The organism is Marinobacter salinexigens (genome assembly GCF_008370345.1).
GTDB lineage: Bacteria > Pseudomonadota > Gammaproteobacteria > Pseudomonadales > Oleiphilaceae > Marinobacter > Marinobacter salinexigens.
The window spans coordinates 799,073-824,927 of sequence record NZ_VTUU01000001.1; the positions used below are offsets into that span (position 1 = coordinate 799,073).

Sequence of the window (25,855 nt, forward strand, 5' to 3'; positions counted from 1 at the left end):
TTCCTGATATTCAAGGAGTTTACTGATGCCGAACCAGAAGCAGGCGATGTTTTTTGGTCTCGCGACCGTTCTGCTTTGGTCAACTGTGGCGACCGCTTTCAAACTGGCCCTGAGAGATCTGGCTCCCGTGCAGATGCTGCTGATCGCCTGTGTGTCCTCTATTGCTGTAATGGCGGTGATACTGATGCTGCAGGGACGGTGGTCACAGGTGTTTCAACTGAACCGGAGGCAGTATATCCAGTCCTTCGGAATGGGGCTGATTAACCCCTGTCTCTACTATTTCGTATTGTTCGGAGCCTTTGATCGCCTTCCGGCCCAGGAGGCGCAGCCGCTGAACTATACGTGGGCGCTGGTTCTGGCTTATCTTTCGGTACCGTTTCTGGGGCAGCGGTTGCGCCGCCTGGATATTATTGCGGGTCTTATCTGCTACACGGGGGTTGTGGTGATTGCGACTCGTGGCGCGGTTACCTCTCTGAGTTTTTCTGATCCCCTCGGCGTGGCTCTGGCCATTGCCAGCACACTGGTATGGGCTTCGTACTGGATCATCGCCACGAGAGATACCCGTGACCCGGTGGTCGGTCTGTTTCTGAATTTTGTTTTTGGTTTGCCGGTGATTACGCTGATCTGCTGGTGGACCGAAGGCTTTTCGCTGGGCTCGGGGACGGCCTTCGGAGCAGCGATCTACGTGGGTGTTTTCGAGATGGGTGTGGCCTTTGTACTCTGGTCCTACGCCATGAAGAAAGCGGAAAACACGTCACGGGTCAGCAACCTCATCTTTATCTCGCCGTTCCTGTCCCTGGTATTCATTTACTTCATTCTTGGTGAACAGATACTGCCTTCGACCTATGTGGGGTTGGTTCTCATTATGGCCGGCCTTTGGTTGCAGCAGGTGAAGGTGCGCAATCGTGAAAGGGGGCTGGCCAATGAAGCCTGACTGGTTTCTCTACATGGTGAGGACAGCCCGCGGCGCACTCTATACCGGGATTACGACGGACGTACAGCGTCGTTTCAGCGAGCATCAGGCGGGCGCGCCCAAGGGCGCCCGGAGTCTCAGAGGGAAAGGTCCGCTAACTTTGGAGTTCCACGCCCAGGTGGGCGACCGGAGCCGGGCGTCGCGGCTGGAAGCCCGAATCAAGCAGTGGCCCAGGACACGAAAAGAAGCCTTGCTTCGTGGCGACGTCAGCCTGCCAGATGAGCTTTGATGTGGCGGCCTGCGGCCTCCAGGGCGGTGGTCGCTCTTTCGAGTTGGCCGCTGTGCACCTGGAAAACATGCCAGAGGCTGTTGTACACCTCTAACCGCACCTCGACATCGTCCCGATCGGCAACTTTCGCAAGCCGCTCGGCATCATTCAGCAGGATTTCCTCGCTACCTACCTGAATCAGCAATGGCGGTAGTCCGCTCAGGTCGCCGAAAACCGGGGAGATCAGGGGATTGGTCAGAGCTTCTTTGCCCGCATAGAGTGTTGCGGCCTTCTCCGTCCAGGCTTCCTGTAGCACCGGTTCGCATTCCGGTGAGTACAGGTTTGTTTGGGTCAGGTCGGTCCATGGAGAAAATACGGTCAGGGATGACGGCAGTGGCAGCCCCAGTTCTTTTAGCCGCAGAGCCAGGGTTATGGTCAACCCACCGCCGGCAGAATCCCCCGCAACTGCAATGTCGCCGGCGTTGCAGCCCTGTGACAGCAGACTCTGATAGACCGCAAGAGCATCCTCCAGCGCTGCCGGGAAGGGGTGCTCGGGGGCCAGGCGATAATCCGGAGCGATCACTTCGCAGCCGGAGGTCTTGGCCAGATGACCGGTCAAACCGCGATGTGTTTTGCTGGAGCCTATGATGTAGCCGCCGCCGTGGAGGTATAGTATGACGCCCCGTGTGCTTTCACCATACTGACACCGGGTCACGGGTACTGTAGCTAGGATCTCTTTAGTGAATAGGCTCCCCCGGGGCGGGATTGAGCTGCGGTAAGCCTGGGCAATAAGCGTTCTCTGGAGTGATACGGGCAGGGCCGGAGTCAGTAGTGGACGCACCAGGCGCGTCATGGTCTGCCTCAGGCCGGCCTCCAGAAGGTGTTGCAGCATCTGTGTTCTCTCCCCGTGATAGGTTACGATTAGAAACCCATCAGCTAACTAATCAATCATGACAGGCGTTTAACTCTACGTGTACTGGAAAACAGATACCATAGAAATACCAGATTGGGACAGGCATTCCCTGTTGGAACGTCTTGTACGCTTCGATCCGGCCAGTTCCGGCGAACTCAGCGATGAAATGGTTGGTTATTGCCGGTTCTACGGCCTGGACCTCTGGGTTGAACACCCTGAGGTGACCTACCATCAGGGCTATGTGAACGCCGGCGGGCACCAGGTGATGGTGCACTATTACCGCTTGCCGGACAGCCGTGGTGAACGGGGTACCGTTTTTATTTTTCATGGCTATTTTGACCATGTCGGGCTGTACAGCCAGTTAATTGAACGTTGTCTCGGGGCCGGATTTGACGTGTTGGCCTATGATCAGCCGGGCCATGGCCTGTCTAGTGGCACACCGGCTGCAATCGGTAGCTTTCTGGAATATCAGGGTGTGTTATCTGATGTGCTCACCCAGGTGAAAGGTAAAGTTCGGGGCCCTTGGTATGCAGTCGGGCAAAGCACCGGTGGTGCGATATTGATTGATTATCTGCTGTCCAACCACCATTCGAGGGCAACATCGGACTTTCGTTCGGTGGTACTTCTGGCGCCACTGGTCAGGCCTGCGGGCTGGCTCGGCGCCAAAATATTACATAGCGTTATGAAACCATTTATCTCCCGCTGGCGTCGGGTATTTGGTGCGAATAGTGGCAACACCCGTTTCCTGAGGTTCCTGCGGGATCACGATCCTCTGCAGGCCCGGGCGGTCCATGTGGACTGGGTGAGTGCCTTGCGAAAGTGGGTTCCTCATATTGAGTCTGCCCGCCCCGTGGATTTTCCGGTTACGGTTGTCCAGGGGGAGAAGGACCAGACGGTGGACTGGCAGCATAATCTCCGGATTATCAGGAACAAGTTCGCCGGGGTAGAGGAAGTGAGAGTTCCTGATGGCCGTCACCATCTGGTGAATGAAGCCCAGGATTTGCAGGCAACCGTGTTCAATACCATCATTGACTCATTCATGAATGACTCGGAGGCGCGCCGCTGACAGGGGCGTCCACCGGAAATAAATCGGCACAGGAGAATGCTGTGAAAAAGACTATTTTTGCGCTTACCGTTGCGACGGTTACTCTCGGCGGTTGTATGACCTACGATCCGTACACTGGCGAGGAAAAAACTTCCAATGCCACTACCGGCAGCATTATTGGTGCAATCGGTGGTGCTGCCATTGGTGCCGCGACCTCCAGTAAGAGCGACCGCACCAAAGGTGCCTTGATCGGCGCAGCGGGTGGTGCGGCTGTGGGTGGTGGTATCGGTTACTACATGGATCGCCAGGAAGCCCAGTTGCGGGCCAAGCTGGAAGGTAGTGGTGTCCGGGTTGTGCGCAACGGTGATCAGATTGAGCTGGTTATGCCGGGCAACATCACGTTTGACCTGAACCAGGCATCCATCAAGCCGTCATTCAGTGGCACGCTGGAGTCGGTTGCTCTGGTACTGGCTGAGTTTGACAAGACCATCATTCAGATCGAAGGTCACACCGACAGTTCAGGTTCTGACAGCTATAACCAGCTGCTGAGTGAGAAGCGGGCAAGCTCCGTCCGGGACTTCCTGCTCAATCAGGGCATTCAGTCCAGCCGTACCCGTGCCGTGGGCTATGGCGAGCGTTACCCTGTTGCTTCAAACGACACTGCGGCTGGTCGTGAGCAGAACCGTCGCGTTGAGCTGACCCTGGTTCCGATGCAGTAAGTATCGGCAGGACAGCAGATATAAAAAAGCCGGAGCTGAGCTCCGGCTTTTTTGTTCATTAACCGTCAGTGACGGCTCAGAACAGTACGCGGCAACGGATGGTGCCTTTGACCTTGAGTAGCTTCTCAAGCGCCAGTTCGCCATAGGCCTTGTCGACGTCTACTACGACGTAGCCGATATCTTCCTTGGTCTGCAGGTACTGGCCACAGACGTTGATGCCATTCTCGGAGAACACCTGGTTGATTTCGGACATGACGCCCGGCACGTTCTCGTGAATGTGCAGCAGGCGGTGCTGATCCGGATGTGAGGGCAGGGCAACTTCCGGGAAGTTAACGGAGGAAACCGACGTGCCGTTGTCGCTATACATGGCCAGCTTCTCGGCAACTTCGCGACCGATATTTTCCTGGGCTTCCATGGTGGAGCCACCGACGTGCGGTGTCAGGATGCAGTTGTCGAATTCACGCAGCGGAGAGACGAACTCTTCGTTGTTGGACTTCGGCTCAACCGGGAATACATCCACGGCGGCACCCAGCAGCTTGCCGGAGCTCAGTGCGTCGGCGAGCGCTTCGATGTCAACAACGGTACCGCGGGAGGCGTTCATCAGAATGCTGCCAGGTTTCATCTGGGCAAACTGCTCGGCCTTGAACATGTACTTGGTGGCCGGCGTCTCAGGAACGTGCAGGGAAACAACATCGGCAATGTTGAGCAGTTCCTGCATGGTGCCGACCTGGGTGGCGTTACCGATGGACAGTTTGGAGACTACGTCGTAGAAGTAGACTTCCATGCCCAGCGCTTCGGCAAGAACACTGAACTGGGTGCCGATGTTGCCGTAGCCGATAATGCCAAGCTTCTTGCCACGGATCTCGTAGCTGTCCTTGGCGGATTTGATCCACTCGCCACGGTGCGCCTTGGCACTTTTCTCCGGAATGCCGCGCAGCAGCAGGATAGCCTGGGCCAGCACCAGTTCAGCAACGGAGCGGGTGTTGGAGAACGGCGCGTTGAAGACCGCAATACCGCGGCGTGTAGCGGCCTTCAGGTCTACCTGGTTGGTACCGATACAGAAGCAGCCCACTGCCACCAGTTTCTTGGCAGCCTCAAATACATTTTCTGTCAGCTGGGTGCGGGACCGGATACCGACGAAGTGCGCGTCTGCGATCTTCTCGATCAGGTCTTCCTCAGCCAGTGAGTGAGTCAGGTACTCGATGTTGGTGTAGCCTGCAGCATTCAGGGTATCAATCGCAGATTGATGAACGCCTTCCAGCAGCAGAATCCGGATTTTGCTCTTTTCAAGAGACGTATTTGACATGGGCTTGCTTCCGAACCTTTCGTCACGTGAAATGACCTGTGGCCAGCGTCCGTCCGGGCTGGATCACAGAACAGGGGCGGTATGATACCATAAACGCAGATTTTCACAGCGCGCCGGTTTATCTGAGTCAATTCCCCTTGATACCAGTACTTTTGGGACCGGCCCAACCCTGACGAGACTGACACATCACATGAACTCCGAACAGATCATTGCTGCCATCAAAGACCTCCTGGCCACCGGCGATGCTCCGGGTAAGGTGCTGACGGACCCGGACGACCTGGATACCTATGGCAAGGACTGGACCAAAATCTATCCGCCCAAGCCACTAGCGATCGCGTTGCCCAAGACCACGGAACAGATCCAGGCGCTGGTGAAGTTTGCCAATGATAACCAGGTTGCCCTGGTTCCATCTGGTGGTCGGACTGGTCTGAGCGCCGGGGCTGTCGCGGCGAATGGAGAAGTGGTTGTTGCGTTCGACAACATGAATCAGATCCTCGATTTCAATGCCAGCGATCGGACCGTTCGCTGCCAGGCAGGGGTTGTGACTGAACAGCTGCAGAACTTTGCTGAAGAAAACGGGCTTTATTACCCGGTGGATTTCGCATCGGCAGGTTCCAGTCAACTGGGAGGCAACCTGTCCACCAATGCCGGGGGCATCAAGGTTATCCGTTATGGCATGAGCCGTGACTGGGTTGCGGGTCTGAAAGTGGTCACCGGTAAGGGCGATATTCTGGATCTGAACAAGGATCTGGCCAAGAACAACACCGGCTACGATCTGCGGCACTTGTTTATCGGTGCTGAAGGAACGCTGGGCTTCATTACTGAAGCCACCATGAAGCTGACACGCCAGCCGGATGATCTCACTGTACTGGTGCTGGGCCTGAACGATCTCACCAACACTATGGACGTACTCGAAGCGTTCCAGCAGAAGCTGGATCTGACTGCCTACGAGTTTTTCTCCCATCAGGCAATGGGGCATGTGCTGGCTCACGGTCAGGTGCAGGCGCCTTTTGAAACAGCAGCGCCTTACTACGCATTGCTGGAGTTTGAAGCGGTATCTGATCAGGTGATGGACGATGCCATGGCCCTGTTTGAACAGTGTGTCGAAAATGGCTGGGTGCTGGATGGCGTAATCAGCCAGAGTGAGACCCAGGCCCAGAACCTGTGGCAGTTGCGCGAGCGCATTTCTGAATCCATCGCGCCGCGTATCCCTTACAAAAATGATATTTCTGTGATTGTTTCCAGGGTGCCGGAATTCCTGCAGGAAATTGACAGCGTTGTCACCGAGCATTATCCGGATTTTGAGATCATCTGGTTCGGCCACATCGGCGACGGTAACCTGCACCTGAATATCCTGAAGCCGGAAAACATGGCGAAGGAAGATTTCTTCGAAAAATGCCAGCAGGTTAATAAGTGGGTGTTTGAGATTGTTGAACGCTATGAAGGCAGTGTTTCTGCCGAGCATGGCGTTGGTATGACCAAGAAGCCCTACCTGCAGTACACCCGCAGTGAGGCGGAGATTGCCTACCTGAAGGGGATCAAGCAGGTATTTGACCCGAACGGTGTGATGAATCCGGGCAAGATCTTCGACTGATGCAGCAACATATCGTCGTACTCACTGGCGCTGGCATCAGCGCTGAAAGTGGTCTATCCACGTTCCGGGACAACGGCGGACTGTGGGAGCAACACAGTGTCTACGACGTGGCGACCCCGGAAGCTTTCGCCCGTAATCAGGAGCTGGTACTGCGTTTCTACAATGAACGGCGGCGCCAGCTCAGGGACGTTGAGCCGAATCAGGCTCATCGGCTGCTGGCCAGCCTGGAAGAGCGTTTTCGGGTAACTGTGGTCACCCAGAATGTGGACAACCTGCATGAACGGGGTGGCTCCAGCAACGTGATTCATCTTCACGGTGAGCTCACTAAGGCTCGCAGCTCCCATTATCCGGAGCTGGTTTACGATATCGGCTATCGCGATATCAAACCGGGCGACACCTGTGAACGCGGGGCTCAGCTGCGTCCTCATATCGTCTGGTTTGGTGAAGAGGTGCCGATGCTGGAATCTGCGGCGGAGGTTGTGAGCACGGCGGACCAGTTGCTGATTGTGGGCACATCTTTGCAGGTGTATCCGGCGGCGGGGTTGGTTCACGAAGTGGACGTTGATGTTCCTATCACGGTTATTGACCCTGGTGAGCCGGCTTCGGTGTCCCGGGCCCGCGTGATACGGAAACGGGCTTCCGAAGGCGTTGCAGAATGGATCAGCCGGCTATAGAAGCGATCCTGAATTCGTGAATAACTGGCCACTGGGGTCGGGCAATCCAAAAAGCGGGCAATTCAAAACGATAGTGTTTAGTGGTCGTTTAAATACTTGTCCAGTTCCGCTCGGAAGGCTGCCTGTACGCCCAGCCGTTTCAGCATCCAGTAATGACCCGCAATCATGCGGTCTATAAAGATGCTTTCCACTGGAGGCTTGAATCGATCCAGGTATTTGAAAACCGTGCTGGTTTTGGCCGCTACCTGCTTGTGAATTTCGGCTTCGGCAAAGTCATAGAATCCCTCCTGCTCAAACGGCACGATCAGAATGTCTCGCCACATGGCGTAGTAGGCTTCATCCACCGCTGGCTGATTGCTGACCCGGGCACCAAGATCAATCAGGTAACGATCAAGGGCTTCATAGTCTTCCGACAGGGCGGCTGTCAGCGCATTCCGGTACGCTTCGACAATCTCTGGCTTGAGCTTTTTCACGCAGCCAAAGTCATACATCACGATTGAGCCATCAGGCCGGTACGCGAAGTTGCCAGCGTGTGGATCGCCGTGGATGCACTGGAACCGGAACAGTTGGTCAGCCATCAACTCGAAGATCCGCTGTCCGATCAGGTTGATGGTGCCCTGGTCATATCGGTCGCGGTTTACCTTGCTCACGTGATCGCCCTCAATTAGTTCCATTGTGAGGACGCGACGAGTGGAATGGCCTGAAATGACTTGAGGAATATGGACCCAGGGTTGGTCCTTGTGGAAATCGCGGAACATCTGGAGGTTCCTGGCTTCGTTCTCGTAGTCCAGTTCTTCCTTGAGTCGTTCCCGGATCTCGGCGAATAGCTGGTCGACGGACTCCTTGGGCATCTTCAGCAGGCCGCCAAGCTTGAGGGCTAATCTCAGCTGTTTCAGGTCTGAGTCACAGGACTCATCCACACCGGGGTATTGGACCTTCACAATGACATCTGTGCCGTCGAGCAGCCGGCCCCGATGTACCTGGCCGATGGAAGCCGCTGCGTAGGGTGTTTCCTGAAGGTATTCGAACAGCGCGGGGATGGGCTTGCCCAGCTCCGATTCAATTTGCTGGACGATAACCTCGAACGGCATGGGAGGGGCTTCTTTCTGAAGTTTTTCGAGGGCTTCTGAAAATTCCCGGGGCAGAAAGTCCTGAGTCTGGGAGGCGATCTGGCCAACCTTCATCACTGCGCCCTTGAGCTCTCCCAGCGTATCGGCAATCTGTCCTGCCATACGGGTATAACTTTCGCTCTGGGCGCCTTCGTCATTCTCCGAACGGAACATGCGGCGAGCTTTCTGACCGGCATATTGTCCGGCAACAGAAGCTGTCATGCCTGCGAGTTTGAGGAATCGCCCACTGCGGGAGGTCACCGGTTTCTTGGCCATGCCTGTTGTACGTCCTTAATGCGGATCGGGATTTCCAACAGACACGTTAAGCTACTTTCGTCTCCACGAAAAGCAGGTCTTCCAGTTCCAGAGAAAGGGTCTGGCCAGAGATGAGCGGGCCGACGCCCTTCGGGGTCCCGGTAAGGATCACGTCACCGGGGAGAAGAGAAAACTGGCTGCTCATGTGGGCTATGAGCGGAATAATGGGGTTCAGCATGTCCCCGGTATCGCCGGTTTGCTGACGGTCGCCGTCTATGTCCAGGGTGAAGCGGATGTCGGTTCCGGTGAACCTGTCAGCTGGAATAAACGGTGACAGTGGGCAGGCACCATCGAATGCCTTGGCTCGTTCCCAAGGTTGCCCCTTGGCCTTCAGCTGGCTCTGGACATCGCGCAGGGTGAGATCCAGAGCGAGGCCATAGCCAAGAATGGCCGCTTCCGCTTCGCTGTCTGAGGCATTGGAGAGCGGGCGGCCAATGAGAACTGCGAGTTCGGTTTCAAAGTGGACATCACCCCGGTCTCTGGGAACCTCAAGCGGTCGGGTCATGTACACCGCGGATGTCGATGGCTTGATGAAGAGCAGAGGTTCGTCTGGAATCGGGTTGTTCAGTTCACGGGCGTGTTCTGCGTAGTTGCGCCCGACGCAGACGATCTTGCCAAGGGGAAGGTGAACCGGAGTGCCATCTTTCCAGTGGTGTTGGTAATCCTGCATGGCCTTCCCCCTGATGTCAGTTACTCGCCGTCAAAAGAACAGACAGTATAAACCTCTAGACCTTCTTCCTGCAGCTTGCGTGAACCTCCCAGGTCGGGGAGGTCAATCATCGCGGCGACTTCCACAATCTCTGCGCCTATCCGGCGGATAAGGCGGGACGCTGCCAGCATGGTTCCGCCGGTAGCAATCAGGTCGTCTATCAGAACCACTTTGTCGCCGGGTTTGAACGCGTCTTTATGCAGTTCGACAGAGGCAGTCCCGTACTCCAGTTCGTAGTCTTCAACCAGGGTATCGAACGGCAGCTTGCCTTTCTTGCGAACCAGTACCAGTGAGGCGTTAAGTTCGTAGGCGAGTGCTGAGCCAATGATAAAACCCCGGGCATCCACCGCGGCTACAGCGTCGATGTGCTGTCCGTGGTAGCGATGAACGAACGCGTCAATCAGCTTCCGGAAAGCTGTTTTGTCCTGCAGAACGGTAGTGATGTCCCGGAAAGCAACACCGGGCTTTGGCCAGTCGGGTACGGTGCGAATGGCCTTCTTGATGTTTTCGGAGAAATAATCCATGACAGTTCCCGCTGGTACTCAGGATGCGGATCAGGCCGCATCCAGGAAAATGAATTTCAGAATGAATATGACGGCAATGGTTACCACGCTGGCATTCAGATCAGACCAGCGGCCACTCAGTGCCTTGACGATCGCATAGGTAATGAAGCCCAGGGCGATGCCGTTAGCGATTGAGAAGGTCAGTGGCATCATCAGTGCGGTTACGACAGCAGGTGCGGCATCGGTGATGTCATCCCAGTCCACCAGTTTCAGGCCGCCGGCCATGAGTACGGCGACATAGAGCAGGGCGGGAGCCGTGGCGTAGGCCGGAATGATGCTGGCGATAGGCGACAGCAACAGGCAGGCAAGGAACAGCAGGGCCACAACAACGGCTGTCAGGCCGGTACGGCCACCGGCGGCAATACCCGCGGTAGACTCGATGTAGCTGGTGGTTGTGGAGGTACCCAGGGCGGCACCGGACATGGTGGCAACGGAGTCTGACATCAGAGCGCGACCGAGGCGTGGCAGCTTACCGTCCTTGTCCAGCAGATTCCCTCTCTGGGCGGCGCCGATCAGGGTGCCGGAGGTGTCAAACAGATCTACAAACAGGAATGCAAACACAATGCTCACCAGCCCCACATTGAGAGCGCCGGCAATATCGAGCTCCAGGAAGGTAGGTGCCAGGCTCGGAGGTGCGGAAATGAATCCATCAAACTCCACCATGCCCAGCATCATCGCAACAGCTGTCACAGCGATGATGCCAATCATCACAGCGCCGGTAATCTGGCGGAAAGACAGAGCGCAGATCAGCACAAAACCACCGAAGAACAGCAGGCTTTCGGCTACTTTGACATCGCCAAGGCCGACGAGTGTGGCTGGGTGATCAACTACCACACCGGCATTCTTGAGTGCGATCAGCGCCAGAAAAAAACCGATACCTGCGGAAATGCCGAAACGCAGTGACATCGGGATGCTGTTGATGATCCACTCCCGCACCTTGAAGATACTGAGCAGAAAGAAGATCAGGCCCGACAGGAAGACCGCGCCCAGCGCTACCTGCCAGCTGTATCCCATGCTCCCCACTACCGTGAAGGAGAAGAAGGCATTCAGACCCATACCCGGAGCAAGGGCAATTGGGTAGTTTGCCCACAAGCCCATGATCAGCGTGCCGATGGTGGCTGCCAGGCAGGTGGCGACGAAGACGGCGCCAAAGTCCATGCCTGTGGCGGACAGGATACTGGGGTTGACCACGATAATGTACGCCATGGTCAGGAAGGTGGTGATGCCCGCGACCACTTCTCTGCGAACAGTGGTGCCGTGGGCCTGGAGTTGGAACAGTCGCTCTAGCATGACGTGCCTGCCTTTCAGGGTGCCAAAATGTGAAAGTTTGGGAATCTGGTTTGAACGGAAACCGAACTAGCGTGAAAAAACGGCAATGTTACCGGCTGATGATCCTCAGGCCAAGGGATGATCTGTGGTTCAGTTGTAGCCTCTGATGGATCGGTAGTGCCCGGATATCAAAGCCCCGTCAGGCCTTGTCCCGTTGCAGCCGGATATCAAAACGTACGGCTGCCATCCGTACAATTACGATAAACAGAAGGCCAATGGTGAGCGGCAGTGTCTCGTTATGGAAATACCACTGACACACGAAATATAGCCAACAACCGGCAAATGAGATCGAGGCGTAGATCTGATCTTTTCGGAAAATGAACGGAACTTCGTTGCAGAGGGTGTCACGAAGCGCGCCGCCGAAGGTGCCGGTCATCACGCCGAGCAACGACGCAATGAACCAGGAATGGCCCAGATCCAGGGCAAGCTGCGCCCCCAGGATTGAAAAGATCCCCAGGCCGATAGCATCCGGGAACACGATCCGGGATTCCCGGATACGCTCGGCCCGGTTCCAGTAACTGAATACAATCGCCATGCATAGAATAAGAATCGGCTGCTCCTGATGCTTGATCCAGTACAGCGGATGGTTGTCCATCATCAGGTCGCGAAGGGTTCCACCGCCCAACGCCGTAATAAAGCCGATGGTGAATACCCCCACAGGATCCATGTTCTTGGAGCGTGCCACGATCATGCCGGAGATGGCGAACGCGACAATTCCAATCATTTCAAGCAGGTAGATAATATCGAACATGGCAGGCCCTGAAGGGAACTTGGAAAGCGGCAACAACGGGGCGGTTCAAGCCCCAAACAGGTGTGCGAAGGATAGCGAAAAAAGGGCTTTGAATCATCTGTCCGGTGATCAACTTGTGATAGCAGTATGTGCCTCATTGATACCTTTCGGGCCGCCTATAAATAATACTAATAAAGTTCAATAAGCGATGATGATTTGCTTCATGGCCTTACTCTGGTTAGCGTCAACGATATAAATCAAGAACAACGTCATCTCAGGAGCATCCATGAAAGCAATCCTATGCAAGGAATACGGCACGGCGGACAAACTGGTCATTGAAGACGTTCCCAGCCCGGACGTGAAAGGGCGTGGAGTGAAAATCCGCGTGAAAGCGGCCGGCCTCAATTTCCCGGATACCCTGATAATCGAGAACAAATACCAGTTCAAACCACCGCTTCCGTTCTCACCGGGTGGTGAAATGTCGGGTGAAGTGATGGAAGTCGGGGAGCAGGTGACCCGATTCAAACCCGGTGATCGTGTAGCCGGGCTGACCGGCTTTGGTGCCTTTGCGGAAGAAATTGTGGTGGCTGAAGACCGGTTGCTACCGGTGCCGGATAGCATGTCAGACGAGAAGGCTGCTGCGTTCACCATGGTTTATGGCACGTCCTACTACGCTCTGAAACAGCGTGCGAACATCCAGCCCGGCGAAACGTTGTTAGTGTTGGGCGCCAGTGGTGGTGTTGGGTTGGCAACGGTAGAACTTGGTAAGGCCATGGGCGCACGGGTCATCGCCGCCGCAAGCACCGCGGAGAAACTGGAAATCGCCAAAGCGGCGGGCGCAGATGAGGTCATCAACTACTCGGAAGAGTCCCTCAAGGACGCCGCCAAGAATCTCACCAAGGGCAAAGGCGTGGATGTTATCTACGATCCAGTCGGTGGTGAATTCACCGAGCAAGCTCTGCGTGCAATGGCCTGGAACGGCCGCCATCTGGTGATCGGCTTTGCGGCTGGTGACATCCCGAAAATCCCCGCCAACCTCACATTGCTCAAGGGCTGCTCCGTTGTGGGCGTTTTCTGGGGTGACTTCACTCGCCGTGAACCGGAAGTGAATGCACAGAACATGATGGATCTGATGAAACTGTTCGCGGAAGGCAAGATCGATCCGAAGATCAGCCAGGTCTACGAATTCGATGAGTATGTTGATGCTCTGGGAGCTTTGACAGGTCGCAAGGCTACCGGAAAAGTGGTGCTTAAAATCGGCTCCTGAACATCCCTATCCCCCTAAGGTCGGATAAGTGAGTGGTGGGGCCCACGCCCAAAAATGTCGGAGGCCATGGATGGCCGGAGCCAAGCGCACATGGATGTGCTAGTAGCGGTTTTTGGGCGTGGGCCCCACCACTCACTAACTCCCAACCACGCAGGCTGGGAGCCGTTTGAGACCGCTCATTCCGAAAGTCAGAAGTTCACATTGCCGGAATCAATATCGCCGGCCAGTTCCGGTGTGAGCCGGGTGTAACCGTCTGAGCGCGGTAGCCAGGCGAACACCTCTTCGTGGGGGCGATCCAGAGAGTAGCCGAGTTTCTGGATGTCCACTTTCCGGTATTTGAACGTACCGGTTTTTTCGATGGCGTGAGTCACGCGCACGAACACGGGAATGGCATAGGGCGGCAGGTTGTCTTTCAGGTAGGCAAACAGCCGGTTGATGTCGAAGTCCTTTCCATTGTTCTGGGGAACCAGCGTAACCATTCCGGCCTTGCCGTTGGTATTGGGAATCTCGATGCCGTATACGATGGCCTCTTCGAGCATGCCCGAGCCGTCGAGGATGTTTTCAACTTCCGTGGTCGATACGTTCTCGCCTTTCCAGCGGAAGGTATCGCCCATACGATCCACAAACTGCAGGTGGCGGCAGCCGATTTCACGAAGTACATCGCCAGTGTTGAACCAGGAGTCACCTTTTTTGAACCCGTCCCTCAGGATGGATTTTTCGGTGGCTTCTTTCTGGGTGTAGCCCTCGAAGGCCCACTTTTTGGTGATTTCGCCGATCAGCAGCCCGGGTTCGCCCTTGTCGACCTCTTCCATGAAGCCTCGGCTGTTGCGGATCGGGTCCCGCGTGCCGTCATGGAACTTCACGAGTTTATAGGGTGCCGTGGAGAAACCGACGGTGTTGTCCATGTTGAAGAAATTGCTGAAGCCGATATTGCCCTCGCTGGAGGCATAGAGTTCCGCGACTTTTTCGATGCCAAAGCGATCCTTGAACTCTTTCCATATCGAGGGGCGCAGGCCGTTGCCTATCATCTTGGTCAGGCTGTGGTTTCGATCCTGATCACTTGCTGGCTGATTCAGCAGGTAACGGCAGAGCTCGCCAACATAGCCGAACGTGGTGGCGTGGTAGCGGCGGATGTCGTTCCAGAATGCGCTTGCAGAGAACTTTCTCCGGATGGCAATCGCCGATCCGCCAGCGAGGACCGAGCCCCAGCAGACGATCAGAGCGGTCGCGTGGTAAAGGGGGAGTGTGCAATAAAGTACGTCTTCGGGTTCCATGGAGAGGGACATCAGGCCAAAACCACCGTAGGCCTTGATGAACTTCCGGTGTGAGCCGGGTGCCGCTTTGGGCAGTCCTGTTGTGCCGGAGGTATAAATGTATACCGCCGTGTCGCCCATCTTTGGCGAGTCGCTCAGGACCGGGTTGTCGCGGTTATAGGTGCTGACGGCCTGGGCCATGTTCAGGTAGCCCTCCGGTTCGTCGCCGAAAACGGCCAGTGTATTGGTGTCTGCCATAAACAGGAATGGGTTGGCATGTCCTGTTTTCAGATCGTCCCGAACATCGTTGAACGTTTCGACGAGTTCTTCACCAACCACCACCATTGAGGGCTCTATCAGGTTTATGGAGTGGGTGAGTACCTTGCCTTTCTGGGAGGTGTTAAGCATGGCGCAGGCTACGCCAAGCTTGGCTGCACCGGCAACGACGGCCAGCAACTCCGGCCGGTTTTCCAGTAATACCGCGATGGCGTCGCCTTTTTGCAGGCCCCGGGCCTGTAAGAAGCGGGCAATCTGGTTGGCCCAGCCGTTGAATTCACGCCAGCTCAGGGAGCGGTCTTCAAAGAGTACGGCGGGGCGTTGGGCGTATTTTTCAGCGTTTTGTTCGATCAGAGTACCAAGGGTTAACTCCTTGTTCTCATTGTCGACCGCGTAGTAGTAAAACCCTTTCGCAATAGAGGGCAGGCGCCGCAGGACGCCAGGCAGGCTGCGTGCGATGTCCAGGGCTGATACTGTGTTGTCAGTCATGATTGCTCCCGTAGGCAGTCCATTATTTTCTGTTTTGTCTGTTCCTTGCCCCGGGGTCAGATGGGGTTACTCCAGAAACAGATCCGGCATCAGTTGTTTGTTACCAGCGCTATACCGGTAGTGATCAAAGTCCGTTACGCCCTCGGCTCTGAGGACATTTTCATCAATGAGGTTTTCACCGCTGAGTTCGCTGGCACTCTTGCCCAGGATGCTGACAGCGGCATCGGCCATAATCTCGGGTTTCCTGCCGTGGGCCATCAATTCTGCACCACCTGCCTCAAATTCGATGGCTGCAGTGGATATCAGGGTTTTCGGCCAAAGGGTATTCACAGCAATACCGTAACGTTTAAATTCTTCGGCCATGCCCATGCTCAGCATAGTCATCGCATATTTCGTTGTGGTGTAGGGCCCATATTGGGCGAACCACTTTTTATCCAGGTTCAGCGGCGGCGAAAGGCTGAGGATATGAGCCTGATCCGAAGTCCTGAGATACGGCAAAGCGGCCTGACTGCAGGAGAACACCGCACGGGCGTTTACCTGATGCATAAGGTCGTAGCGGCTGACCTTCAGGTTCTCAACACCGGTTAACCGGATTGCGCCTGCGTTATTGACCAGAGCGTCAATGCCACCAAAATGTTCCGCGGCTTCATCTATCCGCTGCTTTACCTGGTCCTCATTACGGACATCCAGTACCAAAGGCAGGGCTTTGCCACCCGCAGCCTCGATTTCTTCAGCAACCGTATGGATGGTGCCAGGAAGTTTAGGGTGGGGAGTGTCGGATTTGGCGGCGATCACCACATTGGCCCCTTGTTTGGCGCAGGCCAGAGCGATGGCTCTGCCGATACCCCGGCTCCCCCCGGTAATAAATATGGTTCGACTGCTTAACTTGTCCATCAGGCATTCTCCTGTTCAGTGTTATCAATTGTTATGACTTCCATCAGTAACTGGTTACGCTGGACCTGGTCCCCTTTGTTGACCAGAAGCTGACCCGCGATACCATCACGGCCGGCTTTCACCGGATGCTCCATTTTCATGGCTTCCAGCACCACCAGAGTGTCGCCCCGTTGCACCTGGGCACCGGGTTCAATCAACACATCGATAACTGCACCGTCCATAGTTGCCTGTACCCGGCCATTGCAGGTTCCACCTGTGGTTTCTGTCGGTTGATGGGTCACATCTCTGACAGACCAGGATTGGCCGGATGCCTGCAAATATAGGTAATCACCCTGACGATGATATTGGCAACGCTGACGAATGCCGTTGTCGATAATGCACAGCTCATCCTGATCCATGCTTACAACTTCAAAACTGTGTGTGCTGGTGCCAGACCGTACAGTCCATAGGTTGCCAGTGTGGCTCAGGGTTAATTCAACGGTGCTTTCACCCGCTTCAAGTTTCAGTGGTGTCGCCGTGGTGAGCGTGTTGCTCCAGGTCGCTTGGCCTGAAATGCCGTGGTTCAGAATGCCGCCAGCAATGGCGAGTTCCCGTATGCCCATTGTCTGAGGCAAGGTGGACGGATCACCCTTGAGGTGTTGTTGCAGGAACGCGGTCGTTGCCTCACCTTCACCGAAGGTGTCGTTGCTGATGATGCGGCTGAGAAAGTGCCGGTTGGTGGTTACGCCGAAAATCGTCGTATCCTCGAGTGCGCGAATCAGCCGGCGCCGGGCTTCGTCCCGGTTGCAGCCCCAGGCAATGACCTTTGCCAGCATCGGGTCGTAGTGCGGGGTAACGCTGTCGCCTGAGCGAACGCCGGTGTCGAAGCGGATGCCATCGCCCTGTGCTGGACGGAATTGCTGCAGGACACCGGTTTGAGGTGTAAATTCCTGTGCGGGATCCTCGGCATAGAGGCGGACTTCGATGGCGTGGCCATCCAGTTTTATCTGGTTCTGGCTCAGCGGCAGCGGAAGGCCTTCGGCAACTGACAGCTGCCAGGCGACAAGATCCTGTCCGGTAATCAATTCAGTCACCGGGTGCTCTACCTGAAGCCGGGTGTTCATTTCCAGGAAGTAGAAATTCCGGTCCTTGTCCACCAGGAATTCGACGGTACCTGCGCCTTCGTACTGGCAGGCTAACGCCGCTTTTACCGCAGCTTGCCCCATCGCTTCCCGGAGTTCCGGGGTGACGAAAGGAGACGGGGCTTCTTCAACCACTTTCTGGTGTCTGCGCTGGATGGAACAGTCCCGCTCTCCAAGATAAACGGCGTTGCCGTGCTGGTCTGCGAAGACCTGTATCTCAACGTGCCGGGGTTCGATAACCGCTTTTTCCAGGATCAGTTCGTCATCGCCAAAGGCCTGTCTGGCTTCGGAGCGTGCACGTTTGATGTTGTCGGCCAGTTCGCTGTCGTTCTGAACCAGTCGCATTCCCCGTCCACCGCCACCGGCTGAGGCTTTGATCATCAGCGGGTAGCCGATGTCTGAGGCTGCGGAGATCAGTTCTTCATCGGAGGCATTGTTGCCTTCGTAACCGGGGACAACGGGAACGCCGGCGTCCTGCATGGCAATTTTGGAGCGTCGTTTGCTGCCCATAAGTTCGATGGCGGACGCTGGCGGGCCAACGAAGACTATACCGGCTGTCTCGCAGGCTTCGGCAAAGGCGGCATTTTCAGACAGAAATCCGTAGCCGGGGTGAATGCAGTCGGCACCGGTCTTCTTCGCGGCGTCCAGGATGGCTCCCGCATTCAGGTACGAAGCGGAAACCTGAGCCGGCCCTATGCAAACGGCCTCATCAGCCATCTCGACATGCAGGGCGTTGGCGTCGGCTTCCGAGTAAACGGCTACTGTGCGATAACCCAGGGATTTTGCTGTGCGAATCACTCTGACGGCGATTTCGCCTCGGTTGGCTATCAGGAGTTTAGTTAGCATTGTTCTGGTCTCGCTTTGGGGGGGGCGGGTATGCAGGTAGGGGGCATCAGAAAACCGCTACGAGCACGTCCATGTGCGCTTGTTTCCGGCCATCCTTGGCCTCCAACATTTTCTGATGCCCCCTACCTGCATACCCTCTCCGCGATCATTCTTGATTTCCTGCCCAGGCGGGCGGGCGCTTCTGCATGAAGGCCAGGGTGCCTTCTGCGCCTTCATCGCCTCGTATAGCCTCGGCGAATTTCTCCGCTGCACTGTCCAGTAAGCCGCTCATGGATTCATGGCCGACCCGGTGCAGTAGCGCTTTGGTTTCAGCGGTTGCCACCGGAGCGCAGTGACGCACTCGTTCGATGGCCTGGCCGATCATTTCCCGGAGCTCGTCATCGGAATGTGCTGTCTGATGAACGATGCCGAGACGACACGCTTCTTCGGCGCCGATTCGCAGTCCCAGCAGAGCCAACCTTCGGGCCTGGGTCAGGCCGATGCGTTCCACCACAAACGGGGCAATCTGGGCTGGTATGACGCCGAGAGTGGTTTCCGGCATGCCGAATTTGGCGGTTGCCCCGGCGATGGCGACGTCGGAGACGCAGGCCAGGCCGAATCCTCCACCCATCACTGCGCCTTCGGTTACGGCGATGACGACTTTGCTGGATTCGTTGACCTGCTGGATCATCTGACCGAAGGCCCGGTTTAGCCGGTAGAACGGATCAGCTTCGCCATCTCCGGCCTGTTGCCCCCGTGCTCCGGCCATGTCCTTGATGTCGCCACCAGCGCAGAAATGCCCACCGGCACCACGAATGACCACGGCCCGGATGTGCAGGTCCGATTCGATCTGGCTGAACACGGTTGAAAGTTCAGCCACCATTTGCAGGCTCATGGCGTTGCGGACGTCCGGGCGATTGATGGTGACGTGCAGCGCCGGGCCGTTCTTCTCAAGTAGCAGTGTTTCGCAATGAGGAAAGGATGCCATTGACTGTTCCTCCACCAACGTTAAGAGCGGGTTTTGCCAGGCAATGTACCCATCATCTTGCAGATGATTCCGAGCATGATTTCGTCTGCACCACCGCCAATGGACACGAGACGTACATCCCGGAATGCACGTGATAGTGGGTTGTCCCACATATAGCCCATGCCTCCCCAATACTGGAGGCAGCTGTCGGTAACCTCGCGGCCCAGACGTCCGGCCTTGAGTTTGGCCATTGAGGCGAGGCGGGTAACATCCTTGCCTTCGATGTGCAGTTCGCAGGCCTGGTAGGTGAGGGCGCGCAATGCTTCGACTTCGGTCTGGAGCTCAGCGAGGCGGAAGTGGATGACCTGGTTGTCGATCAGCGGTTGGCCAAAGGTCTTGCGCTCCCGGCAGTAGTCGATGGTTTGGTTAATGCAGTTTTCCAGTGCCTTGATCACGTTGGCTGCACCCCACATCCGCTCCTCCTGGAATTGCAGCATCTGCATCATGAATCCGGTACCTTCGGCGCCTATCCGATTCCGTTGTGGCACACGAACATCGTCGAAGAAGATTTGGGCGGTTTCGGACGACCTCATGCCGAGTTTGTTCAGGTGTGGGCTGAATGAGATGCCCGGTGAGTTCATGGGTACCACGATCAGTGATTTGTTCTTATGGGGTTTGTCGTCGCTGGTATTGGCCAGCAGGCAGATAAAGTCGGCCTGCGGGCTGTTGGTGATCCACATTTTTGAGCCGTTGATGATGTAGTCATCGCCATCCTTTCGGGCGGTGGTTTTCATGCCTGCGACATCTGAGCCCGCACCTACTTCGCTCACACCGATGCAGCCGACCATGTCACCGGCAATGGCCGGGGCCAGAAAATCTCTTTTCAGTTCATCCGAGCCGAAGCGCGCCATGGCCGGGGTACACATATCTGTCTGCACGCCAATTGCCAATGGCACGCCACCGCAGTGGGCCATACCGAGTTCTTCAGCAACTACCAGGTTGTAGCTGTAATCCAGACCCATGCCGCCGTATTCTTCCGGCTTCTGAACGCCGAGAAGACCAAGGCCGCCGAGTTTCTTGAACAGCTCATGGATGGGAAACGTGCCGGCTTCTTCCCATTCGTCGCAATGCGGGTTGATTTCCTTTTCAACGAAATCCCGTACGGTTTTTCTCAGGGCTTCGTGTTCGGCTGTGAATTTCACGTTCTTGTTCTCCTGATGTTGTGAGTTCGTGCCTGATGGATCTGTTAGTTGCCCGCTATCTCTGCTAATTCCGTTGCACTCTGTTTTGTTCTATCTGAACTGAGGCCATCACCGTAGTTCCTGAATCGGCTGGGCAGAGCGTTCCAAAAATGTCGGAGGCCAGGGATGGCCGGAGCCAAGCGCACATGGATGTGCTCGTAGCGTTTTTTGGAACGCTCTGCCCAGCCGGTTCCAACGCCAGACCAACAAGGCCTACAGGCGGCCTACGCCAAAGGTATTGGGCCGCAACTGCCGTAGCTCAGCCTCACGGCAAACATCCAGAACCATTGCTACAACCCGGCGGGTATCCCGCGGGTCAATCAATCCGTCATCCCAGAGCCGTGCCGTTCCGAAAAGCGCTGTAGATCCATCTTCCAGTTTCTTGGCCGTCGCTTGCTCCAGGAAATCCAGGGTCTTGGCATCCGGTTCCATACCGTTTCGGCGCTGTTTGTCCTCCGCCACAATACGCATCACCTTGCCCGCCTGAGCCGGCCCCATCACCGCGGTTCGGCTGTTGGGCCAGGCGAAGATGAAACGCGGGTCCAGCCCCCTGCCGCACATGGCATAGTTGCCGGCGCCGTAGGACCCGCCGATCACAACGGCGATTTTGGGAACACGGCAATTGGCCACGGCCTGAATCATCTTGGACCCGTGTTTGATGATGCCGTTCTGTTCGGAATGAGTACCCACCATAAAACCGGTGGTGTTGTGCAGGAACAGCAGAGGAGTTCCTGCCTGATCACAAAGCTGGATGAATTGAGCGGCTTTGGCGCTGCCTGCCGGTGTGATCGGGCCATTGTTGCCGATGATGCCGACGGAGTGGCCTTCAATCCGGATGGTGCCGCACACAGTCTGGTCGTCGAACTCGTTTTTGAAATCCATGAACTTCGAGCCGTCGGCTATCCGTGCAAGAACCTCTCGGACATCGTAGGGCTTTTTCGAATCTGACGGGATGACGCCCAGCAACTCGTCTGCGGCGTAGAGCGGGTCTTCCCATTGTGTTTCCCGAACCGGAGGCAGTTGCTCGTTCCAGGGCAGGGCTTCCAGGATGTCTCTAGCCTGCCGGATACCGTCGGCATCGTCTTCTGCAAGGTATTCTGCGGTACCGGCAACCTGGGCGTGCATCTCTGCACCACCCAGTTCTTCATCGGTGGCCACTTCGCCGGTGGCGGCTTTCAGTAGGGGAGGGCCGGCGAGGAACATTTTCGCCTTGCCCCGGACTGCCACAACATAGTCAGACAACCCGGGCTGGTAGGCTCCGCCGGCAGTTGCGTTGCCATGAACCACAGTGATCTGCGGAAGGCCCGCTGCAGACATGCGGGCCTGGTTGGCAAAACCCCGGGCACCCTGCACGAAAATGTCTGTGGCGTAGTTCAGGTTGGCGCCGCCACTCTCGGACAAAGACACCACGGGCAGTTTGTTTTCCATGGCAATGCGCTGTAGCCGCAAGGTCTTGTCCAGCCCCGCCGGGGTAATGGTGCCACCCTTGATGGCGCTGTTGCTGGCGACCACCAGGCAACGTACACCGCTAACGGTGCCGATGCCTGCAATAATGCCGCCTCCGGCCATACTGCCGTCTTTGTCATCATGCATTTTGTAGCCGGCGAGGGAGCAGAGTTCGAGGAACGGGGTGCCGCGATCCAGCAGCCGGTTTATCCGGTCCCGGGGCAGAAGTTTTCCCCGGCTGGTGAATTTCTCACGGGCAGATTCTGCCAGGTCCAGAACTTTCTGTTCAACGGCCCGAAACTCCCCGATATGGGACTCCATAACGTAGACGTTGGCACGGAACTCATCGGAGTTTGTGTTGATGCCGGATTCCAGTATTTGCATAAACGTAACCCTTAATCCTCGCTCAGAACTTTGGGGGTAAATGCCCGATGGAACCCGTTGAAGGGTTCGTTGTTCTTGGCCTTTGGCAGTGGCCAGACCCGGCCGCCCTGGGAGGCGCCACCGTCAATGCGCAGGCAGTCACCGTTGACGAATGCGGCGCCGGGGCTGAGCAGGAAACAGATGGCAGCGCTGACTTCGGATTCAGTTCCCATACGCTTGATGGGGACGTTATCCCCAAGGCTGCGAATCCACTGTTTCATGTGCTCCGGATAGTTATCCATGCCGCTGGACGCTATCCAGCCAGGTGCGACGGCATTGACTCGCACTCCCGACACGCCCCATTCAACGGCGGCAGTCTGGGTGAAGTTGACCATCCCGGCTCGGGCTGCGCCCGAGTGCCCCATACCCGGCATGCCGCCCCACATATCGGCAACGATGTTGACGATCGCACCACCAGTACTGGCCAGGGCCTGGGTGTAAGCCTCGCGAGCCATCAGGAACCCACCGGTGAGGTTGGTGCGTACCACCGTTTCCCAACCCTTCTGGTTGATGTTGGTGAGCGGTGCCGGAAACTGGCCTCCAGCATTGTTGACCAGACCATTCAGTCGGCCATGTTCTTCGAGGATAGCGGCGACGGTCGCTTTGACCGACTCTTCCTCACGGATGTCACAGACGTGCGCGGAAGCCTGGCCTCCGTCTTCCAGAATTTCGGCCTTCACGTGTTCGACTTTTTCCACCTTCCGGCCAACCAGCGCCACCCGGGCGCCAAGGGCCGACAACTCGTGAGCTGTGCAGCGGCCAATGCCTGAGCCGCCGCCGGTCACAATGAATACCTGGTCTTTGAACAGATCGGGATGAAAAATGGATTGGTAACTCATGAGTACTGTCCTTTATCCAGAGTGGCCTGACAGACCGGTACAGGGAATTCGAGTAGCTGTTGTGCAAAAGCCTTGCCCTGGGGATCGATCCTCAGGCTCGCGACGCCGCCGCCACCGAGACTGTGTTCCAGCAGGAAGTTGAACGCGTGCAGGCCTGGCAGGGCCCAGCGTGTGACCTTGCCTGTTTTCGGGTTCAGTGTGTGTGCCATCCAGCGAGCGACTGCATCCTCGGTGAGCGCCGCTTCGATGAATGGCATATAGGCCGGGTCCCGGGCGATCACGCCTATGTTGCTGTGGTCACCTTTGTCGCCACTGCGAGCCCAGGCGAGTCTGATGAGCGGAACCGTCGTGTCGGTCGCCGGGGCGTCATAACTGGCAGGCTGCTCTTCAGGTTGGGCAGGATCAAAACCTCCGGCTGTGTTGATATCGACCGGTAGGGGGTCAGCGTTGAGCTGAATGGAAACGCTGATGTTTTCTTTCGGCACCAGGCAGGAGTAGAGCCGAATTTTCGGCCAGACAGCAGGGCGCCCGCCAACAATGCCAGTGATGCCCGGCGCCATGCCGGTAGCCGCCTGAGCAATTTCCCGGGAGAACAGAACCAGAGCTTGTTTCCTGGCATGCGCCGCACTGATTTTGACCACCACTTCGCGGGTATCATGCCGAAGGCCATGAGGACCATAAGTGGCTTCGGTACCCAGAAGCTCAACGCTGGTTTCGGTGTAGTCCGACAGCCCTCGCTCGGCCAACATCCTGGATGTTTTGGTCAGAATGGCATCAGCCACTGTCTGCGCCTTGGCCGGAGCATCGATTCCCGCCATCAGGAAGGTGACCGTGCACTTGAAGCCGTCCGGCCAGGTGCCGGAAACCTTGTAGCTGTCTGTTGGCGGGTTACCCTGGGCGCCGGTTACCCGCACTTCGTTATGGCCGGTTTCTTCAAGTGACACACCCGTGAAATCACAGGTGACATCGGGCAGCAGATAGGCACGGGGATCGCCAATTTCATAAACCAGTTGCTCGGCAACGGTGCCCCGGCTGACCTGACCGCCAGTCTCGGCGGGCTTGGTGATGATGAAGCTGGAGTCCGGGCTGACTTCTGCAATTGGAAAGCCCATATCCGCAAACCCATCGGCGATGTCTTCCCAGTCAGTGAAGTTGCCACCGGTGGACTGTGCCCCGCATTCCAGCAGGTGTCCTGCAAGGCTGCCCTGGGAGAGTTTGTCGTAATCTGTCCAGTGCCAGCCGAATTCGTGGACGAGTGGTGCAAGTACCAGCGCACTGTCGGCAACCCGTCCTGTGATGATGATGTCAGCCCCTTGCGCCAGCGCCGCAACCAGCCCCGGGGCGCCGAGGTAGGCGTTCAGGCTTACCATCATCGGGGGCATGGCCTGGCCCGTAGAGAGCTCGGTGGTGCCGGCCTCGGTCAGCTGCTTTTTCTGGGGTAGAAGATCGTCACCAAGTACAAGCGCGATCTTCATCTCCACACCGGCTCTTTCACACACAGCCTGCAATGCATCACGACAGGCGACGGGATTAACGCCGCCAGCGTTGGCCAGGACCCTGATCCCCTGATCCTTTATTTCTCCAAGTAGTGGCGCCATCACGGTTTCGACAAAATCCCGTGCATACCCCTGGCTCGGATCCTTCATCTTCTGGCCGGCCATGATCGACATGGTTATCTCAGCCAGATAGTCCGCGACCAGATAGTCAATGTTGCCTTTTCGGACCAACTGGGCGGCTGCCGTTTCGGTGTCGCCCCAGAAGGCCGCTGAACAGCCGATGCGTACGGGCTTTGTCCTGCGGGCGGTGGAGTCTTCCATTATGTCTGCCTTGTTTGTTTTTGGGTTTGCAGTTTGGTTCGGCCAGGCGGCTGGCTCACAATACAAATGACGATACCAAGCAAGCGCTTGGTTTGTAAACCTGAAAATGTCAGGTAGAATTGTTGGCCTGATTCGACTGCTGGAAATCACCTGTGAGCCAATCCGACATTCTCAAAGCACTCATCGCTGAAAATCTTGTCTCGGACCCAAAGGGCGCCCGTGGACGGCTGCTGCAGGAGGCGGCCCGATTGTTTCGGGACAAGGGCTACGAACGAACAACAGTCCGTGACCTCGCGGCGGCTGTCGGCATCCAGTCTGGCAGCCTGTTTCATCATTTCCGTACCAAGGAAGATATTCTGAAAGCAGTGATGGTTGAGACCATCCGGTTGAATACTGCGATCATGCAGGCAGCGGTGGACGAAGCGGGTACGCCGGAGCAGAAGCTAAGAGCGCTGGTGCGGGCGGAACTGGAATCCATTAACGGCCAGACCGGAGAAGCCATGGCGGTGCTGGTGTTTGAATGGCGCAGTCTGTCAGAGGATTCCCAGGCGGATGTGCTTGCACTGAGGGAGATCTATGAAGCGCTCTGGCTGGATGTGCTTGGAACCCTTAAGGCTGAGGGGGCACTGCTGGCGGAACCTTTTGTTGTGCGCCGTATGTTGACTGGCGCACTGAGCTGGACTGTCACCTGGTATCACCCGGAACGGGGTGGTCTGACGCTGGATGGGTTGACGGATCAGGTGATGGCGATGCTGGGCTTTTCTCCGGCGAACTGAAAACCTGTCAGTCGCATCAGAAAACGGGGCGCCT

The 25,855-nt window shown here is 56.6% G+C and carries 23 protein-coding genes; 8 read left to right on the plus strand and 15 right to left on the minus strand.

Annotated elements, in window-relative coordinates; genetic code table 11:
* Window positions 1–25: 25 nt before the first annotated feature.
* Window positions 26–934, plus strand: coding sequence for a DMT family transporter (locus FWJ25_RS03735; RefSeq protein ID WP_149598882.1), 909 nt, complete (start codon window positions 26–28; stop codon window positions 932–934).
* Complete coding sequence (locus FWJ25_RS03740) at window positions 924–1,202, plus strand: GIY-YIG nuclease family protein (protein ID WP_149598883.1); 279 nt, start codon at window positions 924–926, stop codon at window positions 1,200–1,202. The genes FWJ25_RS03735 and FWJ25_RS03740 overlap by 11 nt, the downstream gene beginning before the upstream one ends.
* On the opposite strand, the gene FWJ25_RS03745 is transcribed toward FWJ25_RS03740, so the two are convergent.
* Window positions 1,180–2,073 (minus strand): alpha/beta hydrolase, encoded by an 894-nt coding sequence (locus FWJ25_RS03745; RefSeq protein WP_149598884.1) that lies wholly within the window; start codon window positions 2,071–2,073, stop codon window positions 1,180–1,182. The genes FWJ25_RS03740 and FWJ25_RS03745 overlap by 23 nt on opposite strands.
* A gap of 79 nt (window positions 2,074–2,152) precedes the next feature.
* Between FWJ25_RS03745 and FWJ25_RS03750 the strand changes: the two genes are divergently transcribed.
* Together FWJ25_RS03750 and FWJ25_RS03755 are read left to right on the plus strand one after the other, a co-directional pair.
* Entirely contained in the window at window positions 2,153–3,160 is a 1,008-nt protein-coding gene (locus FWJ25_RS03750) for an alpha/beta hydrolase (RefSeq protein ID WP_149598885.1), read from the plus strand.
* Between the two features lie 41 nt (window positions 3,161–3,201).
* Window positions 3,202–3,858, plus strand: a complete 657-nt coding sequence (locus FWJ25_RS03755; protein ID WP_149598886.1) for a YiaD family glycine zipper/OmpA-like lipoprotein — start codon at window positions 3,202–3,204, stop codon at window positions 3,856–3,858.
* 76 nt (window positions 3,859–3,934) lie between these two features.
* Here the strand turns inward: FWJ25_RS03755 and serA are convergent, their stop codons facing one another.
* Window positions 3,935–5,164 carry a phosphoglycerate dehydrogenase gene (gene serA, locus FWJ25_RS03760; protein WP_149598887.1) on the minus strand — a complete coding sequence of 410 codons (1,230 nt, stop codon included), beginning with the start codon at window positions 5,162–5,164 and terminating at the stop codon, window positions 3,935–3,937.
* Window positions 5,165–5,354: 190 nt separating this feature from the next.
* Between serA and FWJ25_RS03765 the strand changes: the two genes are divergently transcribed.
* The gene (locus tag FWJ25_RS03765; protein WP_149598888.1) at window positions 5,355–6,758 is read left to right on the plus strand and encodes a D-2-hydroxyglutarate dehydrogenase; all 1,404 of its coding nucleotides are present in this window, start codon (window positions 5,355–5,357) and stop codon (window positions 6,756–6,758) included.
* Window positions 6,758–7,432 carry an SIR2 family NAD-dependent protein deacylase gene (locus FWJ25_RS03770; protein WP_149598889.1) on the plus strand — a complete coding sequence of 225 codons (675 nt, stop codon included), beginning with the start codon at window positions 6,758–6,760 and terminating at the stop codon, window positions 7,430–7,432. The genes FWJ25_RS03765 and FWJ25_RS03770 overlap by 1 nt, the downstream gene beginning before the upstream one ends.
* Window positions 7,433–7,509: 77 nt before the next feature.
* On the opposite strand, the gene FWJ25_RS03775 is transcribed toward FWJ25_RS03770, so the two are convergent.
* The 5 genes from FWJ25_RS03775 to FWJ25_RS03795 form a co-directional block, all read right to left on the minus strand.
* Complete coding sequence (locus tag FWJ25_RS03775) at window positions 7,510–8,817, minus strand: ABC1 kinase family protein (protein ID WP_149598890.1); 1,308 nt, start codon at window positions 8,815–8,817, stop codon at window positions 7,510–7,512.
* A gap of 46 nt (window positions 8,818–8,863) precedes the next feature.
* The gene (locus FWJ25_RS03780) at window positions 8,864–9,526 is read right to left on the minus strand and encodes a fumarylacetoacetate hydrolase family protein (protein WP_149598891.1); all 663 of its coding nucleotides are present in this window, start codon (window positions 9,524–9,526) and stop codon (window positions 8,864–8,866) included.
* 20 nt (window positions 9,527–9,546) lie between these two features.
* Window positions 9,547–10,089 carry an adenine phosphoribosyltransferase gene (locus FWJ25_RS03785; RefSeq protein ID WP_149598892.1) on the minus strand — a complete coding sequence of 181 codons (543 nt, stop codon included), beginning with the start codon at window positions 10,087–10,089 and terminating at the stop codon, window positions 9,547–9,549.
* Between the two features lie 30 nt (window positions 10,090–10,119).
* The gene (locus FWJ25_RS03790) at window positions 10,120–11,418 is read right to left on the minus strand and encodes an NCS2 family permease (RefSeq protein WP_149598893.1); all 1,299 of its coding nucleotides are present in this window, start codon (window positions 11,416–11,418) and stop codon (window positions 10,120–10,122) included.
* A 178-nt stretch (window positions 11,419–11,596) separates the two neighbouring features.
* Complete coding sequence (locus FWJ25_RS03795; protein WP_149598894.1) at window positions 11,597–12,208, minus strand: trimeric intracellular cation channel family protein; 612 nt, start codon at window positions 12,206–12,208, stop codon at window positions 11,597–11,599.
* Window positions 12,209–12,473: 265 nt separating this feature from the next.
* Here FWJ25_RS03795 and FWJ25_RS03800 point away from each other — a divergent pair, with 265 nt between their 5' ends.
* Complete coding sequence (locus FWJ25_RS03800; protein WP_149598895.1) at window positions 12,474–13,454, plus strand: NADPH:quinone oxidoreductase family protein; 981 nt, start codon at window positions 12,474–12,476, stop codon at window positions 13,452–13,454.
* A gap of 188 nt (window positions 13,455–13,642) precedes the next feature.
* Here the strand turns inward: FWJ25_RS03800 and FWJ25_RS03805 are convergent, their stop codons facing one another.
* The 8 genes from FWJ25_RS03805 to FWJ25_RS03840 form a co-directional block, all read right to left on the minus strand.
* Complete coding sequence (locus FWJ25_RS03805) at window positions 13,643–15,472, minus strand: long-chain-acyl-CoA synthetase (RefSeq protein WP_149598896.1); 1,830 nt, start codon at window positions 15,470–15,472, stop codon at window positions 13,643–13,645.
* Between the two features lie 66 nt (window positions 15,473–15,538).
* The gene (locus tag FWJ25_RS03810; protein WP_149598897.1) at window positions 15,539–16,366 is read right to left on the minus strand and encodes an SDR family oxidoreductase; all 828 of its coding nucleotides are present in this window, start codon (window positions 16,364–16,366) and stop codon (window positions 15,539–15,541) included.
* Entirely contained in the window at window positions 16,366–18,333 is a 1,968-nt protein-coding gene (locus FWJ25_RS03815) for an acetyl/propionyl/methylcrotonyl-CoA carboxylase subunit alpha (RefSeq protein WP_149598898.1), read from the minus strand. Before FWJ25_RS03815 ends, FWJ25_RS03810 begins: the two co-directional genes overlap by 1 nt.
* A gap of 145 nt (window positions 18,334–18,478) precedes the next feature.
* On the minus strand, window positions 18,479–19,300 hold the full coding sequence (locus tag FWJ25_RS03820; RefSeq protein ID WP_149598899.1) for an enoyl-CoA hydratase/isomerase family protein: 822 nt from the start codon (window positions 19,298–19,300) through the stop codon (window positions 18,479–18,481).
* Between the two features lie 20 nt (window positions 19,301–19,320).
* On the minus strand, window positions 19,321–20,481 hold the full coding sequence (atuD, locus tag FWJ25_RS03825) for a citronellyl-CoA dehydrogenase (protein ID WP_149598900.1): 1,161 nt from the start codon (window positions 20,479–20,481) through the stop codon (window positions 19,321–19,323).
* A 252-nt stretch (window positions 20,482–20,733) separates the two neighbouring features.
* Complete coding sequence (locus FWJ25_RS03830) at window positions 20,734–22,350, minus strand: acyl-CoA carboxylase subunit beta (protein ID WP_149598901.1); 1,617 nt, start codon at window positions 22,348–22,350, stop codon at window positions 20,734–20,736.
* Window positions 22,351–22,361: 11 nt separating this feature from the next.
* Window positions 22,362–23,228, minus strand: a complete 867-nt coding sequence (locus tag FWJ25_RS03835; RefSeq protein ID WP_149598902.1) for an SDR family oxidoreductase — start codon at window positions 23,226–23,228, stop codon at window positions 22,362–22,364.
* The gene (locus tag FWJ25_RS03840; protein ID WP_149598903.1) at window positions 23,225–25,045 is read right to left on the minus strand and encodes an acyclic terpene utilization AtuA family protein; all 1,821 of its coding nucleotides are present in this window, start codon (window positions 25,043–25,045) and stop codon (window positions 23,225–23,227) included. The genes FWJ25_RS03835 and FWJ25_RS03840 overlap by 4 nt, the downstream gene beginning before the upstream one ends.
* Window positions 25,046–25,197: 152 nt before the next feature.
* Between FWJ25_RS03840 and FWJ25_RS03845 the strand changes: the two genes are divergently transcribed.
* Window positions 25,198–25,821, plus strand: coding sequence for a TetR/AcrR family transcriptional regulator (locus FWJ25_RS03845; protein ID WP_149598904.1), 624 nt, complete (start codon window positions 25,198–25,200; stop codon window positions 25,819–25,821).
* Window positions 25,822–25,855: the final 34 nt, after the last annotated feature.